This is a genomic window from Paenibacillus rhizoplanae (genome assembly GCF_042684125.1).
GTDB lineage: Bacteria > Bacillota > Bacilli > Paenibacillales > Paenibacillaceae > Paenibacillus_AQ > Paenibacillus_AQ rhizoplanae.
In genome coordinates this window covers 98,155-112,602 of the sequence record NZ_JBHUKY010000077.1, presented here as the reverse complement: position 1 = coordinate 112,602, position 14,448 = coordinate 98,155, and the positions used below count along the sequence as shown (strand labels likewise).

General features: G+C 49.8%; 18 protein-coding genes. 15 read left to right on the top strand and 3 right to left on the bottom strand.

Annotated features, from left to right (window positions below; translation table 11 throughout):
* Window positions 1-86 precede the first annotated feature (86 nt).
* From ACFSX3_RS28335 to ACFSX3_RS28315, 5 genes are all read left to right on the top strand, one after another.
* Window positions 87-929, top strand: coding sequence for a GNAT family N-acetyltransferase (locus ACFSX3_RS28335; protein WP_209992602.1), 843 nt, complete (start codon window positions 87-89; stop codon window positions 927-929).
* Window positions 930-951: 22 nt separating this feature from the next.
* The gene (locus ACFSX3_RS28330) at window positions 952-1,866 is read left to right on the top strand and encodes a phosphotransferase (RefSeq protein WP_209992601.1); all 915 of its coding nucleotides are present in this window, start codon (window positions 952-954) and stop codon (window positions 1,864-1,866) included.
* A 174-nt stretch (window positions 1,867-2,040) separates the two neighbouring features.
* The gene (locus ACFSX3_RS28325; protein WP_379256289.1) at window positions 2,041-2,472 is read left to right on the top strand and encodes a hypothetical protein; all 432 of its coding nucleotides are present in this window, start codon (window positions 2,041-2,043) and stop codon (window positions 2,470-2,472) included.
* A gap of 181 nt (window positions 2,473-2,653) precedes the next feature.
* Window positions 2,654-3,676, top strand: coding sequence for an ATP-binding cassette domain-containing protein (locus ACFSX3_RS28320; protein ID WP_209992599.1), 1,023 nt, complete (start codon window positions 2,654-2,656; stop codon window positions 3,674-3,676).
* Entirely contained in the window at window positions 3,673-4,485 is an 813-nt protein-coding gene (locus ACFSX3_RS28315) for an ABC transporter permease (RefSeq protein WP_209992598.1), read from the top strand. The genes ACFSX3_RS28320 and ACFSX3_RS28315 overlap by 4 nt, the downstream gene beginning before the upstream one ends.
* A gap of 93 nt (window positions 4,486-4,578) precedes the next feature.
* Here ACFSX3_RS28315 and ACFSX3_RS28310 read toward each other — a convergent pair whose 3' ends face one another.
* The gene (locus ACFSX3_RS28310) at window positions 4,579-5,109 is read right to left on the bottom strand and encodes a GNAT family N-acetyltransferase (RefSeq protein ID WP_209992597.1); all 531 of its coding nucleotides are present in this window, start codon (window positions 5,107-5,109) and stop codon (window positions 4,579-4,581) included.
* Window positions 5,110-5,189: 80 nt separating this feature from the next.
* On the bottom strand, window positions 5,190-5,708 hold the full coding sequence (locus tag ACFSX3_RS28305; RefSeq protein ID WP_209992596.1) for a hypothetical protein: 519 nt from the start codon (window positions 5,706-5,708) through the stop codon (window positions 5,190-5,192).
* Between the two features lie 165 nt (window positions 5,709-5,873).
* On the opposite strand from ACFSX3_RS28305, the gene ACFSX3_RS28300 reads away from it, so the two are divergent.
* From ACFSX3_RS28300 to ACFSX3_RS28280, 5 genes are all read left to right on the top strand, one after another.
* Window positions 5,874-6,344 (top strand): DUF3888 domain-containing protein, encoded by a 471-nt coding sequence (locus ACFSX3_RS28300; protein WP_379256292.1) that lies wholly within the window; start codon window positions 5,874-5,876, stop codon window positions 6,342-6,344.
* 90 nt (window positions 6,345-6,434) lie between these two features.
* Entirely contained in the window at window positions 6,435-7,991 is a 1,557-nt protein-coding gene (locus ACFSX3_RS28295) for an ABC-F family ATP-binding cassette domain-containing protein (RefSeq protein ID WP_209992595.1), read from the top strand.
* A gap of 112 nt (window positions 7,992-8,103) precedes the next feature.
* A complete protein-coding gene (locus ACFSX3_RS28290; protein WP_209992594.1) occupies window positions 8,104-9,228 on the top strand; it encodes a PTS transporter subunit EIIC in 1,125 nt (374 codons plus the stop codon).
* 16 nt (window positions 9,229-9,244) lie between these two features.
* Entirely contained in the window at window positions 9,245-10,168 is a 924-nt protein-coding gene (locus ACFSX3_RS28285) for a DUF7638 domain-containing protein (RefSeq protein WP_209992593.1), read from the top strand.
* A 74-nt stretch (window positions 10,169-10,242) separates the two neighbouring features.
* The gene (locus ACFSX3_RS28280; protein ID WP_209992592.1) at window positions 10,243-10,740 is read left to right on the top strand and encodes a YcxB family protein; all 498 of its coding nucleotides are present in this window, start codon (window positions 10,243-10,245) and stop codon (window positions 10,738-10,740) included.
* A gap of 74 nt (window positions 10,741-10,814) precedes the next feature.
* Here ACFSX3_RS28280 and ACFSX3_RS28275 read toward each other — a convergent pair whose 3' ends face one another.
* Window positions 10,815-11,186: an iron chaperone gene (locus ACFSX3_RS28275; RefSeq protein WP_076086065.1), complete on the bottom strand. Its 372-nt coding sequence runs from the start codon at window positions 11,184-11,186 to the stop codon at window positions 10,815-10,817.
* 444 nt (window positions 11,187-11,630) lie between these two features.
* On the opposite strand from ACFSX3_RS28275, the gene ACFSX3_RS28270 reads away from it, so the two are divergent.
* The 5 genes from ACFSX3_RS28270 (at window position 11,631) to ACFSX3_RS28250 (ending at window position 14,316) form a co-directional block, all read left to right on the top strand.
* On the top strand, window positions 11,631-12,095 hold the full coding sequence (locus ACFSX3_RS28270; RefSeq protein WP_209992591.1) for a hypothetical protein: 465 nt from the start codon (window positions 11,631-11,633) through the stop codon (window positions 12,093-12,095).
* Between the two features lie 36 nt (window positions 12,096-12,131).
* Window positions 12,132-12,524, top strand: a complete 393-nt coding sequence (locus ACFSX3_RS28265) for a VOC family protein (protein WP_036733230.1) — start codon at window positions 12,132-12,134, stop codon at window positions 12,522-12,524.
* Window positions 12,525-12,566: 42 nt separating this feature from the next.
* Window positions 12,567-13,199: a pyridoxamine 5'-phosphate oxidase family protein gene (locus ACFSX3_RS28260; RefSeq protein ID WP_209992590.1), complete on the top strand. Its 633-nt coding sequence runs from the start codon at window positions 12,567-12,569 to the stop codon at window positions 13,197-13,199.
* A gap of 20 nt (window positions 13,200-13,219) precedes the next feature.
* Window positions 13,220-13,834: a class I SAM-dependent methyltransferase gene (locus ACFSX3_RS28255; protein WP_209992589.1), complete on the top strand. Its 615-nt coding sequence runs from the start codon at window positions 13,220-13,222 to the stop codon at window positions 13,832-13,834.
* A gap of 101 nt (window positions 13,835-13,935) precedes the next feature.
* A complete protein-coding gene (locus tag ACFSX3_RS28250; protein WP_209992588.1) occupies window positions 13,936-14,316 on the top strand; it encodes a hypothetical protein in 381 nt (126 codons plus the stop codon).
* Window positions 14,317-14,448 lie beyond the last annotated feature (132 nt).

Genomic DNA, 14,448 nt, shown 5'->3' with positions numbered 1-14,448 from the left:
ACTGTGGCCCCGGCTTTTTTTGAAATATAGAATTTATATGTTTCTCGCTATACATAACAGGTAATTAGCTGAGAGGAAGGATTAGAATGATTGAATTACAGGCTAGTGAGTATAGTAGGATCGAGCATCTTCTACCGCATAGAGAAGGAGAGTTCATCTTTGTATTTGTTCATGGGGTGATAGATCTTAATCAGCCAGGCAGAATATTTGTGAATAAGCTAGATCAGCCGACGGCTGGGCTTGTCACAAGCCGAGGAGGGAAATATTATCTGTTCGGGCAGGAAGATGATGAGCAGTTCAATCGAAGCTTGCTTGATTTCTTAGCCAATCCGGCCAATCACGCGAATTTCTATGATTTGTACTTCTCCTCCAGTCAATGGCTTGCGCTGCTGAAAGAACCGTTGAAAGACAACACAGTGGAGCTCAGTAGAACACATTATAAGATGGACAGCAATGCTAAAGCTCCTGCTGACATCCAGGAAGACTCTGGAGAATTTATTTTAACTAGAATTGATGAGCAGTTGTTTGGACGCTACATTCTGGAGATGGACGATAGTTACCGATTACTGTGGACTTCGGCTGAGACCTACCTGGACAGGGCCTTTGGTTATTGTTATTTGAATGAGAGCGGATTTGTAAGCGCGTGCAACACTTTTTATGTGGGTGGCGGCTATATTGAACCGGATATCATCACACACAAGGATTACCGCAATCAAGGGTTGGCGTTCAGACTGTGTCAAGAATTCATAGCGCTTGGCCGTCAGCGGCAGCTAACAACGTATTGGGATTGTGATACCGGCAATACTGGCTCCAATCATCTGGCCGCTAAGCTGGGTCTGGAGAAGGTAGGCGAAGTCCCTATTCTGTGGTGGCATGAGAGTAAGGAAGTCATTGCGAAATATTTAGCCACCTACAACTATAGTACGTAAGGAACGAGGAGGCAGACAACTCATGGGAGGAACGAATGTATGGGATGCGGAGTGGGAGGTTAACGAAGAGCAGGCGCGGACGCTGATCGGCAGACAGTTCCCTCAACTGTCATCGAAGCGAGTGAAGCGATTGGGCTGGGGCTGGGACAATACGGTTTTTCTTATCGGTGACGAGTACGTGTTCCGGTTTCCAAGAAGAACGTTTGCAGTTGACGCGATTCGTATGGAAGGGAAGCTGCTGCCGAAGCTTGCGGCATATTTGACCATCCCCTATCCGAAACCGTTGTTTTATGGTGAAGCAAGTGACGAATACCCGGCACCATTTCTTGGCTATGCCCACGTGCCGGGAGATTTCCCAATTGGTTTGACGGAAGAACGCCGGGCTTTATCGGCAGAGACGCTGGCGAAATTCTTGCGGAGATTGCATGAGTTTCCGGTGCAGGAGGCGCTGAAGTGCGGAGTTCAGCAAGATCATCGAAGCTTGACGGACATAGCATCTCGCAAAGTGAAAATGGAGGGCTTTCTATCGAAGGTGGCTGAACATTTGTCGCCGGAGGAGTCCGGTGTGATCGAAGCGTATATTAGCAGGCTGCAAAAGGACCGTGTCGAGGCGGTGAATGCACTGCTACATGGCGATCTTCATTTCAAAAATATGCTTGTGAATGAGAACGGGATCGTTTCTGGCATCATTGATTGGGGCGATCTGAGCGTAGGCCATCCGGCTTGCGATTTGAGCGTTGCTTATAGCTTTTTACCACCTTACGCCCGCGGCGTGTTTTTCGAAACGTACGGAGGAGCGGACGAGGAAACGAAGCTGCTGGCGCGGCTGATCGCGGTATACATCCCCATGCTGATCTTAATGCAAGCGGTCGATGACAGGAATGAAGCGATTGCGGCAGAGGCGAAATCCAACATCATGCGGGCACTGTCGGATTAGGCGCATCATTTCGTTGCGGCTAGAATTTAACATAGCCTTTTGAAAATACACATTGTGGAGGTGACCAATCTGAGGCACATATATTACTTGCTGCTGGCCGTACTGCTCATAGCTGGCTGTAGCACGAATAAGGATGCGCAACCCGTTCCGGAGCAGCCGGAGGTATTGGGAGAGATGCCTGAAGACATGCCTGCTGATTTCGATTTTCTCGTCCGGTACGGGTATGGGGAGGTCACCAAGAATGAGATCAATACGTATCAGGATACCGTGGTAAAAGATCTGATCGTGAACGGAACGGCCACAGCGGATATTACGTTGAACGAAGATGAAATGCGCAGCATCTATGATAGGATGAGAGGCATCCGTATTATGGGGAAGCTGGAGCTTGTGCCCCTTAAGCAAAGCTGTGCAGTGGTCCCTTACCAGGAAGACAGCTGGAGGATCACGGTGAACGGGTTCACACGTAATTGGTCCTGGTCTGGCGAGAATTGTGAGCTTACGGAAGATGCAAAGCAGTTGCTGGAGCTGCGGACCTACATCGCGGAGATCGCAGCCGGTAAAGAAGAGTACCAGGCATTGCCCGAAGCTGAAGGCGGCTATGATTAAGGAGAACTGCATATTGAGGTACGCCTGCAAGCGTACTCCGCAAGTCCGATCCCAAAGGATCGGATTTTTGGTTTAATGGGATAGGGAAACAGCAACCGGACAGAGTAGAAGGAGGTTTAAATTCAGTTTAAATATGTCGGTTACTATCCTTATAGATTCAGCAATCAAGGAGGAATAAAGCATGAAGCAGACACAATCAGCAGGGCAGGGCGGCAGCTATGCCATTGAGGCGCAAGGATTGGTCAAAATCTACGGGAGCAACCGGGCCGTGGATGGTGTAGATCTCAAAGTAGGCACAGGAATGATCTATGGGGTGCTGGGTCCCAATGGTGCCGGGAAGACAACCGTAATTCGCATGCTGGCGACCCTACTTCGGCCTGACGCAGGTTCGGCGCGTATCTTCGGACATGATGTGGCAAAAGAACCGCAGATCGTGCGTCAGTTAATCGGAGTGACGGGTCAATATGCGTCAGTGGATGAGTCGCTTAGCGCGACTGAGAATCTGATCATCTTCTCCAGGCTGCATGGCCTGGGGCGTGCGGAGTCTCGCAGCAAGGCCTCTGACCTGCTGGAGGAATTCGGCTTGACGGAAGCAGCGAAGCGCCCTTTGAAGAATTTCTCCGGCGGGATGCGCCGGCGGCTGGATCTGGCGGCCAGTCTAATTGCGCAGCCTCCGCTCATTTTCCTGGATGAGCCGACAACGGGGCTTGATCCCCGGACGCGCAATCAGATGTGGGAGACGATCCGCAAGCTGGTGAATACGGGATCAACGGTCCTGCTGACGACCCAATATCTTGAAGAAGCGGATCAACTGGCGGACCGGATTGCCGTGATTGATACCGGTAAGGTGGTCGCAGAGGGAACAGTTGATGAACTCAAGAGCTCGGTTGGCAACTCCTCGCTTCACCTGAAGGTGGTCCATCCGCAGCAGTTGCTGAAGGCGCGGCAGATTGTGGAGCAGGTGCTTCAGGTACGCTCTAACCTGTCGGCAGAAACAGCCAAAATTATCGCACCGATGGGAAACGTGGACCAGGTAACCGATCTGCTGATCGCCCTTCGTGAGGCAAGCATACCGCTGCTTGAGATGAGTGTGCAGAAGCCAACGCTGGATGAAGTATTCCTGACCCTAACCGGTCATGGCGTCAAGGAAGATGCGGGGCTTGTCCCGGATAGTACACAGAAGAAGGAGGGAGTATTAGCATGAGTACTTTAATTAAGCCGGGTGTGGAGCGTAAATTAAAAAACCATACCAGCTTCGGCCAAGTGGTACGTAATTCCTTTACGATGGCCTACAGAGGACTGCTCAAGATCCGGCGTACACCGGAGCAATTGTTTGACGTCACGTTTCAGCCGATTATTTTCACCTTGATGTTCACTTATATTTTCGGCGGGGCGATTGCAGGTGATGTGGCAAGTTATCTGCCGGTAATCATTCCGGGAATCTTGGTACAGACCGTAATCACGACCTCTGTCGTCACCGGTGTTCAGCTGCGGGAGGATATGGAGAAAGGGGTGTTCGACCGCTTCAAATCGCTGCCGATTGCCCGGATTGCCCCTCTCGCAGGAGCATTGTTAGCAGATACGATACGCTACACGATTGCTACAGTACTCACCTTCGTAATGGGCTACATTATGGGCTTGCGGCCGGAAGGCGGCATCGGAGGGGTAGCCCTGGCAGCGGTTCTGGTCATCGGATGCTCCTGGGCCATCAGCTGGATCTTTGCCTTTTTCGGTGTGATCGCCCGCACGGCTTCCAGTGTACAGGGGATTTCAATGATCGTGTTATTCCCGCTAACCTTCCTCTCGAATGCCTTCGTGCCGGTTGATACGATGCCGAAATGGCTTCAGTGGTTCGTGAATAACAATCCGATCTCACATCTGGTCACTGCTGTCCGTGAACTGGTGAACCATGGAACGGTAGGCAGTGATCTGGTCTACTCCCTGATCGGAGCCGCTGTGATTGTGGCGGTCTTCGCTCCGATTACCGTGCGTGCATATATGCGCCGGACATAAGTCTCGTTTAGTAAGACGTCAACGAATGCAGGGATGCATCTGTTGGCGTTTTTTTTGTATGCGAAAAACAGAACACAACGTGACCAGTCACGTTCAGGAATTTTGAGTCCATTCCGTTAGGGATAGCTCATAGTCAACAACAGTCTGTAATTCCCCATGCTGATCTGCCCAGGCATTCTTTCGTACCGCTATTTTACGGAAGCCGAGTTTCTCATACACATGCTGTGCTCTGGTGTTTTTAAGATTCGTATCCAGTATGATCTTGTGAAACCCCTGTGTTTCAAACAAATAACGGACCAGCATACCTAAACATTCTGTGCCTGCCCCTTTGTTTTGTTGATTGAAATCACAGATTTTAATCCCCATCTCCGCCACATGTCCAGAAACCGCACTGTAGCTCATTTCACCTGCGGGAGCACCATCGATTTCAAGAATCAGACGTCCTTTCCGTTCAGAGTCTGTCCCGGTCTGCAATTGGGTTAACACCTCTTGTTCAGTGATTCCTAAGCCCTTAGGAAATCCGGCATGCGCCATGACTGCTCCGTCGTTCCACCAGTTGCATAACAGCTCTGCATCGGCCGCAGTTGCATTCCGGATGACCAAGTTACCTTGTTGCATATACATTCTCTACACCTCCATGATTCCAAATGAGCGTAGCTTCATCGTAGCATGCCATGATTTCCGCGAGAATGGAGAGTATTGTTTTATACAAATTGTATTAGGCTTAAGAGTACTAGCAGCGATAGATTCAGCAAAAGCCCCAGTATAGATAATTTGTTCCGCTTAACAATTCCAAGCACGCTGATGCAAACAGCGAAGAGCAGAAGGAAGTATACGAGGTACAGGGAAGTATCGGCGTAGAGTGCCAGGACCTTTGAGCCAGCGTCATTCACAAACTCGCCATCGTACAGGTTCTTGTACATTCTGTTAGCATAAATTAATACACTGGTGATACAAGCTGAGGATAATAACAAAGGAATAGCAGTTAGACTTCTTGTCTTTTTCTCATATCTACCTGCTGTAATGGACCATACCCCATAGATGGCAAATCCGGCAAGCAGGCAGATCAAGTACATTTGATAAAATATCAGGCCTTCGTCCCGGTCCCCGGTTCCGCCTCCATCCGGTCCTGAAGCATATAATAATATGTTTGTTATGACCAGAATGAAATTCAGGAGTGCGTATTTAACTGAGCTTATTCCTATTCCCTTTATTTCTACCATCCTTACCTCCCCTAACTTGGGTTACTCTCCCGTTATTCATTGCCACTTTTTTGATACCAACTAGATTATTTGAATACCCTCTAATCAATATAATATATGCTATCACATACTTCCTCCCCCTTTAGGCAAATTAATACTATACCTATTGACCAAGGGGAGAATCTGGTGAAAAGAAAACTTCAAGTTATGACTACGCTGCTAATTATCGCGCTTATTATCAACGGGCTTGCAACGGCTCCATGTACCGCAGCAGAACCGCCATCACAGTTACAGAATCCGCAAACTGACTCCAGGGAGCTACAGCTGCAAGACATGCTTGTGCTGCAATTGCTGCCCTATATGAATGAACAGTTGGAGGCAGCCTATTTCAGTCTTTTGACCACAACGCCTCAGTTGTATCCATATCTGGTTCAAGTAGAGCAGGTAGAGCGGTTGAACGGCTTCCGAGGCTTTGACTTTCAGATTACACTGAGAGCCTTCCCTACAGTGGGACCGCATAACAGCGTGGGCGAGGATCTGTTTACGTATAGAATTTCAACATCACAAATCAAGCTCATTAACTACAAACACCTAAAGGAACCCAAGCAGCACAATATCCCTCCAAATGACCTGGACATGAGGAGAAAGAGTAAATGAAGGCACTTTTTTCATAAACCTTCTGGAGTTGTGGCGCGTTAGCCTTTATAATATGACGAGAATATAGAATAAAGGAAAAGGTGTAACTTCATGAGCATATTAAATGTAGAAAAGCTTAGTCACGGCTTCGGCGACCGGGCCATCTTCACGGATGTCTCCTTCCGTCTGCTGAAGGGCGAGCATATCGGCCTGATCGGCGCCAATGGTGAGGGGAAATCGACCTTCATGAACATCATTACCGGTAAGCTGCAGCCGGACGAAGGCAAGGTGGAGTGGGCGAAGCGGATGCGCGCCGGTTATCTGGATCAGCATGCAGTGCTTCAGCAAGGGCAATCTATCCGGGATGTGCTGCGCGGGGCCTTCCAATATCTGTTCGATATGGAACAAGAGATGAACGACATGTACGGCAAGATGGGGGATGTGACCCCTGAGGAGCTGGAGCAGCTGCTGGAGGATGTCGGAACGATTCAGGACATGCTGACCAGCCAGGACTTCTATATGATTGATGCCAAAATCGACGAAACTGCACGCGGGCTCGGTCTGACCGACATCGGTCTGGACAAGGATGTTAACGATCTCAGCGGCGGTCAGCGGACCAAGGTCTTGCTGGCAAAGCTGCTGCTGGAGAAGCCGGATATTCTGCTGCTGGATGAGCCTACGAACTATCTGGATGAACAGCATATCAACTGGCTGAAGCGTTATCTGCTGGATTATGAGAATGCCTTCATTCTGATCTCCCATGACATTCCGTTCCTGAATAGTGTGATCAACCTGATCTACCATATGGAGAACCAGTCGCTGTCGCGTTACGTGGGCGATTATGAGTATTTCCAGCAGGTGTACGAAGCGAAGAAGTCGCAGCTGGAATCCGCGTTCAAGCGCCAGCAGCAGGAGATTTCCGAACTGAAGGACTTCGTGGCCCGCAACAAGGCCAGTGTAGCAACCCGCAATATGGCGATGTCCCGGCAGAAGAAGCTGGATAAGATGGAAGTCATCGAGATTGCCAAGGAGAAGCCGAAGCCACAGTTTAACTTCAAGCAGGGGCGTACCTCCGGCAAAATGGTTGTTGAGACCAAGGATCTGGTCATCGGGTATGATTCCCCATTGTCGCGTCCGCTGGATCTCAGTATGGAACGGGGGCAGAAGATCGCCCTCGTCGGTGCGAACGGTATCGGTAAAACCACGCTGCTGCGCAGCATTCTCGGCCAGATTCAGCCGATTTCGGGTACAGCCAGACTTGGCGATCTGCTGGAGATCGGGTATTTCGAGCAGGAAATGAAGGAATCGAATTACAACACCTGTATTGAGGAGATCTGGAACGAATTCCCGTCCTACTCCCAATTCGAGATTCGGGCAGCGCTGGCGAAATGCGGCCTGACCACCAAGCACATTGAGAGTAAAATTGCTGTCCTCAGCGGCGGAGAGAAGGCCAAGGTACGTCTCTGCAAGCTGATTAACCGCGAGAGCAATCTGCTGGTACTCGATGAGCCTACCAACCATCTCGACGTCGATGCGAAGGAAGAATTGCAGCGTGCGCTCAAAGCCTATAAGGGCAGCATTCTGCTGATCTCCCATGAGCCTGAATTCTACCGTGATATCGTGACCGATACCTGGAACTGCGAATCATGGACAACCAAAGTATTCTAGGACAGCTGGCACGGACGCCGGTCTGAGGTTTGACCCGTAGGAGGAGAACTTTGCGAAAAGTGACTCTTACGGGTCATTTACATAAGAGTGAGTAAGAATGCAGGGGGATCATATGAACGTAGTGAATGAGGAGACAGTCGTGAAGCCATCCAAACGCAGTCTGGTCAATATCATTATTGACGGCATTTCTGGTATTTTTCTTCCCATAGTTAATATATTGAGCGCGGCAGGAATCATGAAGGGTCTGCTCGCAGGTGCGGTTGCGCTGGAGATCATCAGCAAGACCGAAGGCACCTATACGGTGCTGAATGCGATGGCGGACAGCCTGTTCCATTACCTTCCGCTGCTGCTGGCGTTTACGGCAGCCCGTAAATTCGGGGCCAATCCTTTTACGGCGGTCGTTATAGGCGGGGTTATGCTATATCCCAGTCTGACTACACTATTTGCGAACAACGAAACCATTGAGTTTATGGGCATGAGCATCAAGCCGGTGAATTATCCTGCAAGCGCTATTCCCATCATCCTGGCGGTAGGCCTGCTGGTCTATGTCGAGCGATTCTGTGTCAAAATATTGCCGGAGGTCATCCGCGGCTTCTTCACTCCACTGATCTCCGTGATCGTGGTATCGTCGGTGACGCTGCTGGTGTTCGGACCGATGGGAGCGCTGGCAGGGGATGCTCTTGCGGACGGGTATCGTGCGGTGTATAACCTCAGTTCTGTCGGGGCGGGTATGGTGCTTGGGGCGATTATTCAGCCGATGGTTATTTTCGGGTTGCACTGGAGTCTGGTGCCGCTGGCGATCAACAACATCAGCACAGGCGGTTCTGATACTATCCTCGCGCTGATGGGTCCTGCTGCCTTTGCCCAGGCGGGAGCCGCGCTGGCAGTATTCATCAAAGCCAAAGACAAGCAGTTCCGTACCCTAAGCCTGTCTGCATCGATATCGGCCTTGTTCGGGGTCACCGAGCCTGCCATGTTCGGAGTGAATCTGCCTTTGCGTAAGCCGATGGTCATCGTCTGCATTGCTGGCTCTATCGGCGGGGGAATGGTTGGAGCGTTTGGTTCCTCTGCGATCTCGTTTGCTTTTCCGGGGCTGGCTACGCTGCCTGCTTATCTGGGGGACGGGTTCGGCGGCTTCCTGATCGCATGTACCACCGGGTTCCTGATTGCCCTGATTGCGACGCTGTGCGTGAAGCTTGGCCCGGAGCCAGTCGTCGAACCACTTGCCAAGTCCTAGCTAAGGGGGATTACACATGAGAGCGATTAGAAGAACCAAAACGGTGGAAGGGACTTCCATTCCCGGAATCATCCATAACGGAGGAAGTTACTTCTATATTAATGTAGATGTGTACGAAGACGGCATGGTCAACTGCTGGGAGCTTACAGATCTTAAGGGCTTATCCGGCAAAATAAATTCAGGCTGGTTAACGCCGGCAGTCCCCTCCGGGAAGCAGCTGTCCATTCATGGACTGGGTGCGTATACGGTAGAGTCGGCGAAGTGGACTTACAACGCTGCAAGCTATTACCAGCATATTCAGGAAACAGTGAGCCTGCTGAATCCGGACCATACGAATATCTATGAGATTTCGGACCGGGAGCAGGAGCAGAGTGAAGCGCGCCGGATTGCGCATTCACCTTCCTCTACGGAATTCTATGTAAACAGCGAAATGTTCTACCAGACGACGGAGGGCAAAAGTGTCCATCTGTTCATGAACAATAGCGGCGCAGTATACCTGGTCGATGTTGTGATATACAAGGACGGAAAGGTAGCGGTCTATAACCTGCCTGCTGAAGCAGAATATACGTTGGAGGAACTGGACGCGCTTTTTGCAGATAAGACCTTCTTCACGACAATGGATACACCTGTTAAGGTGCAGATTCTGCATTTGGGCGAGGTTACATTAGGCGAATCCCTATACTCTGCTGATGCGGAAGAGAAGCTCAAAGAGCTGCACAACCTCCACAAGCAGTTAAATGGCGAGCAAACGGCGCACGAAGCGTGCCGGGCTGCCTATTACGCTTATCTGGAGAATCCGGGTGATTACTACCGGGAGCAGCTTCGAATCAAATATGAGCTTGTGCCGGAGCATGAACGGATGTACCTGGGCGATATGGATACGAAGGATTGGGATTACCAGCGAATTCTGTATCATCCTGAACAGACACGTGAAGTGTGAACGGGGCAGGATTTTCTACGCGTTGGATGCTATACTACTATAAGTGATGAAGTGAAGAGATAGAGGGTGGCAGGATGGAGACAATCAGCTTTCATTATGGACGGCATATTTCCAAGGTGGCGCGGGCCTTATATTTCCACTCGTGGAAGTCTATACTGTCCATTGGAGTTCAAGCGGTATTTATAGCGGTGTGCATGATTCTCTATACTCAGAACCAGTCGGTCATTCTGCTCGGCATATCGATTACGCTGGTTCTGACCATGGGAATGTCAATCGTGATGCGAACCTTGCTTTTACCGAAGATATTGTCGGCAGATACAAGGTACAATAAGGAATTTGAATATCTTTTCGATGCAGAGGGGATCAATTTCAGTCCGGAGAAGGACGCGTCCGTCATGACATGGGGCTCCTTCACCCGGGTGTGGGAGAACCAGAGCTACTATCTGCTGTTCAATGGGCCACAGGAGTATTGGTTCGTTGCGAAGCAATCGTTCGAGGATGCTGCACAGGAGCATAAATTCAGAGCGTATGTGTCAGATCACCGCAAGATTGTCAGTGGCGTGATTTGGTGACAAAAAGAAGGACATGCTATATGGCATGTCCTTTTTTGCATCTGGGAGCGTGGGGAGCGGAAGATTAGACGCAGCTATACCCGCCAAAAGCTTGTGCAATCCGCCTTGTCGGCAATGTTGTACTCGATTAACTGTCTTAGCAGGCCGTAATCCACCGGATTCGTCCATTTCATGCGGATCAGCAGCTTGGTGTGATCTATTCCGCCTTGCTTCAGGATCTCTTCGAAATGATCCATGCCTGCTTTTTCCGGGGCGACAGCCATATGCCCTTTGGCTACACTGAAGCCGATAATGTATGTTCCGTGATCGGTGAACATCGGCTGGTTCCAGCCAATTCTCGGTTCGAGCTGCGGGAACTCCTGCAACACCCAGGCGAGTACTTCCTCCACCGTTGCCTGATGGACCGGATTATCGATCTTCGCCAGATACTCTGCAAACACATCCATGGTTCGTCCTCCTGATCTATGTCAGTCCTCATGCCCTCCATAATATCTTGTAGCCGCAGGATAGTCAAAAATTTTAATGAATAAATTTGATAATACATCCATGGGAGGGGTGTTTAGAAAATTGCTGCAAGAAGTGCAACAATGCTGCCTAATATAAGCGGCCCATACTGAAATCCTGCACGATATGCAACAAGGTCAGCCCTAACTTGCTCTAAACACCGAAATTCCTGCAAATGATGCAACAATCTACAGAAGCCAGTAACATTTTTCTAGAAATCTTGCAAGAAGTGCAACAATGTTCTTCAATACAAGCGGTCGAAGGGAGAGTATACCCTTAGAAATGGCCAAAAATAGGTAAAGTCTATTCCCTTCCTCATTCCAGCATTTCCCTGTATGATAGAAGAAGCTTGTTGTTCTTCAGGATAAATGAGAAGGGGGTTAGGGATGGAGAAGATTATTGTGTTCAAAGGTAAGCGTCCTGCTGAATTGCTGGCGACCATAGGCTTGGTTGTCGCGATGTTAATTTGGATTCGCTTGATCCTTAGGTTTGACACACCTACTCTGCTGAAGCATATCTTGGTCTATCTCGTCATAGGGATCTTAATCGTCCATATAGGAGTTATGATCTATCGTCTACTGACCTTTAACCGGGGGTTCAACATAGAAATAAGGCCGGAAGCTCTGCAGATCAAGAATATAGAGATTGAAGCCTCTACTATTAAGCGGATTTACATCAAAGGCTACTTGCTGCCCGTGATCGCAGTAAAGCCCAGAGCCAATCTGCTGGTTACTTATAAATACTGTTTTCGATTCCCCGAGCAGGAAGATCAGGGGATAAGGGCGCTAAAGGAATGGGCAGAGCGGCATCAGATCGAAGTGGTACATAAGAAGTTTGTGAGATGGCTGTAGTTAACTAAGGGATGGAGAGTAGGAGGAACTAATCAAATGAAAGTCTCCGGATTCAGTCACATCACACTCCAGGTACGCGACCTTCAGGCTTCATTGGAATTCTATCAGGGTATTCTGGGGATGAACGTTAGACATCGTGGCCGAATAGATGCCTATTTGGAGTGGGGCAGCGCTTGGATCTGTCTGCTTGAACGAACGGTTGCCAAGGAGCCTTTAGGCGGATACGCCGGGATGGATCATGTAGCTTTTTATATCGCAGAGGATGATTTCAATGAAGCTGTCGGCATCTTGCAGAAGCATCACGTTGAGATCGTCAGAGGACCTGTTCAGCGGGGAACCGGCTGGTCGGTGAATTTCCTGGACCCGGATGGGATTCAACTGGAGCTGCATACTTCCACTCTGGATGAACGGATGCAGGTCTGGCGTTAGGCGGAGTACAGTTAACATAATAATCAGAAACGGGGATGTGGGATGAACAAACCTTATCATGAAATGCTGACGTCGGAAAATGAGCTTAGAGAGCTTCTGGGCTATCCGAGTGAAGTGGTGAAGCGCAAATCGATTCATCGGCTGGATCATCACTGCCGTGATTATATAGCGATGTCCCCTCTATTATTCCTGTCTACGGCAGATGAACACGGCTCATGCGATGTCTCTCCGCGCGGGGATGCGCCCGGTTCGGTGCTGGTGCTGGATGAAGGGCATTTGGTCATTCCTGAACGTCCGGGGAACCGCAGATTGGACTCTTTGCTGAATATCCTGGCTAATCCGCATATCGGTCTGATTTTTATTATCCCGGGGCTTGAAGAGACCCTGCGGGTTAACGGGCAGGCCTATATCATTAAGGATGAGCCTATCCTGGATCGAATGCGAGCCAGAGGCAAGCGGCCTGCGCTGGGGATCGGGGTGAAGGTGGAGGAATGTTATATGCATTGTGCCAAGGCCTTCAAAAGATCGCAGGTCTGGGACTCCGGCACCTGGCCTGCTGAAGCCTTGCTCCCGTCTGCTCCGGCCATCATCGCCGCTCATGTGAATGCAGCGGAGTTCACGGAAGAAGTGGTGCGGCGAGGTATAGAGGAGAGCTACGAGAAGCGGCTGTATTAAGAAGGGAGTGAATAGCGGGGATGAATGCAGAGAGGCTGATACGGATTTTTGACAGGCAAGCCACGGACTATGACCGTAAAAGAGAAGATCCGAAGCAGCGGCGCTGGCGCCAGAAGCTAATCGGTTCTGCGAAGGGTGAGGTGCTGGAGCTTGCCGTCGGAGCCGGGGCGAACTTCCCGTTCTATCCTCAAGGTGTCAAGATCACGGCTGTGGACTTCAGTGGAGCCATGGTTGAGAAGGCCAGACGGGCCGCCGGACAGTACCGCCTGGAAGCCGATTGTATATGTGCAGATATCGAAGACATGAGCTTTGCCGCGCATTCGTTCGATACGATTGTCTCCACGCTATCCTTATGCAGTTATAAGAATCCGCTGAACCTGCTAGAGAAGCTTAACCGCTGGTGTAAGCCGGATGGCACCATCCTGCTCCTGGAGCATGGAATTGGTTCTAACATCTTGGTCACTACACTGCAACGGGCGCTGAATCCGCTGCTCTATCGTATATACGGGTGCCACCAGACCCGGGATATTCTCGGACTGGTCCGCGAGTCGGGGATGCAGATCCGCAGAGCAGAGAGCTATTCGCTGAATATGGTACATTTGATCTGGGCGGGACCTGAGGAACAACAACTATGATCTGAAGGGTAAGAGATCACGTACCTGGATAAGAGGGCAAGACCGTAGGCATTAGTAAGATATTTGAGGTTCGGGCTGGGCGCAAGGGGGAAGGGGAACGGATGAAGAAGAAATGGAAGATCATTTTATTTAGCTTTATTGGGGCTATTGTCCTTTTAGTCGTGTTAGGAGCATTATACGTCAATAACGTTGGATATAATAATGTGAAACACATGTATCGTTTAGAATCAACCGGTAAATCTGTTATTCGGATAGATAGCGATATGCCTGGCCGAGAGCGCTACCTTACGAAAGAAGAGGGTGATCCACAGGAACTGTTAAAGTCACGCATGGAACGAGAAGGGTGGAGATATACTCAACAGGAGGGATCGGGTTATTTTTTTAAGAAAGACGGTAGGGAAGAAATAGTCACTACGCAGCAATGGAATCATTTTTATATTATATATAGTTTGAATGCTGGAATTGCGAACCTTGAGGACTAGACAAGAAAACAACGCCCCTACTTTGTAAAGGGGGCGTTGTTTTAGCATGATACCATTGCTTGGTTATCGGGACTTGATCGGAGTACAATTGATAGTATTCTGAGCTTTATTAAGTCTGAGTAAAATGTGAGG

Excerpts from the sequence above, each read along its gene's own strand:
- ACFSX3_RS28335 (WP_209992602.1), top strand. The coding sequence starts at position 87 with ATGATTGAATTACAGGCTAGTGAGTATAGTAGGATCGAGCATCTTCTA.
- ACFSX3_RS28330 (WP_209992601.1), top strand. The coding sequence starts at position 952 with ATGGGAGGAACGAATGTATGGGATGCGGAGTGGGAGGTTAACGAAGAG.
- ACFSX3_RS28325 (WP_379256289.1), top strand. The coding sequence starts at position 2,041 with ATGCCTGAAGACATGCCTGCTGATTTCGATTTTCTCGTCCGGTACGGG.
- ACFSX3_RS28320 (WP_209992599.1), top strand. The coding sequence starts at position 2,654 with ATGAAGCAGACACAATCAGCAGGGCAGGGCGGCAGCTATGCCATTGAG.
- ACFSX3_RS28315 (WP_209992598.1), top strand. The coding sequence starts at position 3,673 with ATGAGTACTTTAATTAAGCCGGGTGTGGAGCGTAAATTAAAAAACCAT.
- ACFSX3_RS28310 (WP_209992597.1), bottom strand. The coding sequence starts at position 5,109 with ATGTATATGCAACAAGGTAACTTGGTCATCCGGAATGCAACTGCGGCC.
- ACFSX3_RS28305 (WP_209992596.1), bottom strand. The coding sequence starts at position 5,708 with ATGGTAGAAATAAAGGGAATAGGAATAAGCTCAGTTAAATACGCACTC.
- ACFSX3_RS28295 (WP_209992595.1), top strand. The coding sequence starts at position 6,435 with ATGAGCATATTAAATGTAGAAAAGCTTAGTCACGGCTTCGGCGACCGG.
- ACFSX3_RS28290 (WP_209992594.1), top strand. The coding sequence starts at position 8,104 with ATGAACGTAGTGAATGAGGAGACAGTCGTGAAGCCATCCAAACGCAGT.
- ACFSX3_RS28285 (WP_209992593.1), top strand. The coding sequence starts at position 9,245 with ATGAGAGCGATTAGAAGAACCAAAACGGTGGAAGGGACTTCCATTCCC.
- ACFSX3_RS28280 (WP_209992592.1), top strand. The coding sequence starts at position 10,243 with ATGGAGACAATCAGCTTTCATTATGGACGGCATATTTCCAAGGTGGCG.
- ACFSX3_RS28275 (WP_076086065.1), bottom strand. The coding sequence starts at position 11,186 with ATGGATGTGTTTGCAGAGTATCTGGCGAAGATCGATAATCCGGTCCAT.
- ACFSX3_RS28270 (WP_209992591.1), top strand. The coding sequence starts at position 11,631 with ATGGAGAAGATTATTGTGTTCAAAGGTAAGCGTCCTGCTGAATTGCTG.
- ACFSX3_RS28265 (WP_036733230.1), top strand. The coding sequence starts at position 12,132 with ATGAAAGTCTCCGGATTCAGTCACATCACACTCCAGGTACGCGACCTT.
- ACFSX3_RS28260 (WP_209992590.1), top strand. The coding sequence starts at position 12,567 with ATGAACAAACCTTATCATGAAATGCTGACGTCGGAAAATGAGCTTAGA.
- ACFSX3_RS28255 (WP_209992589.1), top strand. The coding sequence starts at position 13,220 with ATGAATGCAGAGAGGCTGATACGGATTTTTGACAGGCAAGCCACGGAC.
- ACFSX3_RS28250 (WP_209992588.1), top strand. The coding sequence starts at position 13,936 with ATGAAGAAGAAATGGAAGATCATTTTATTTAGCTTTATTGGGGCTATT.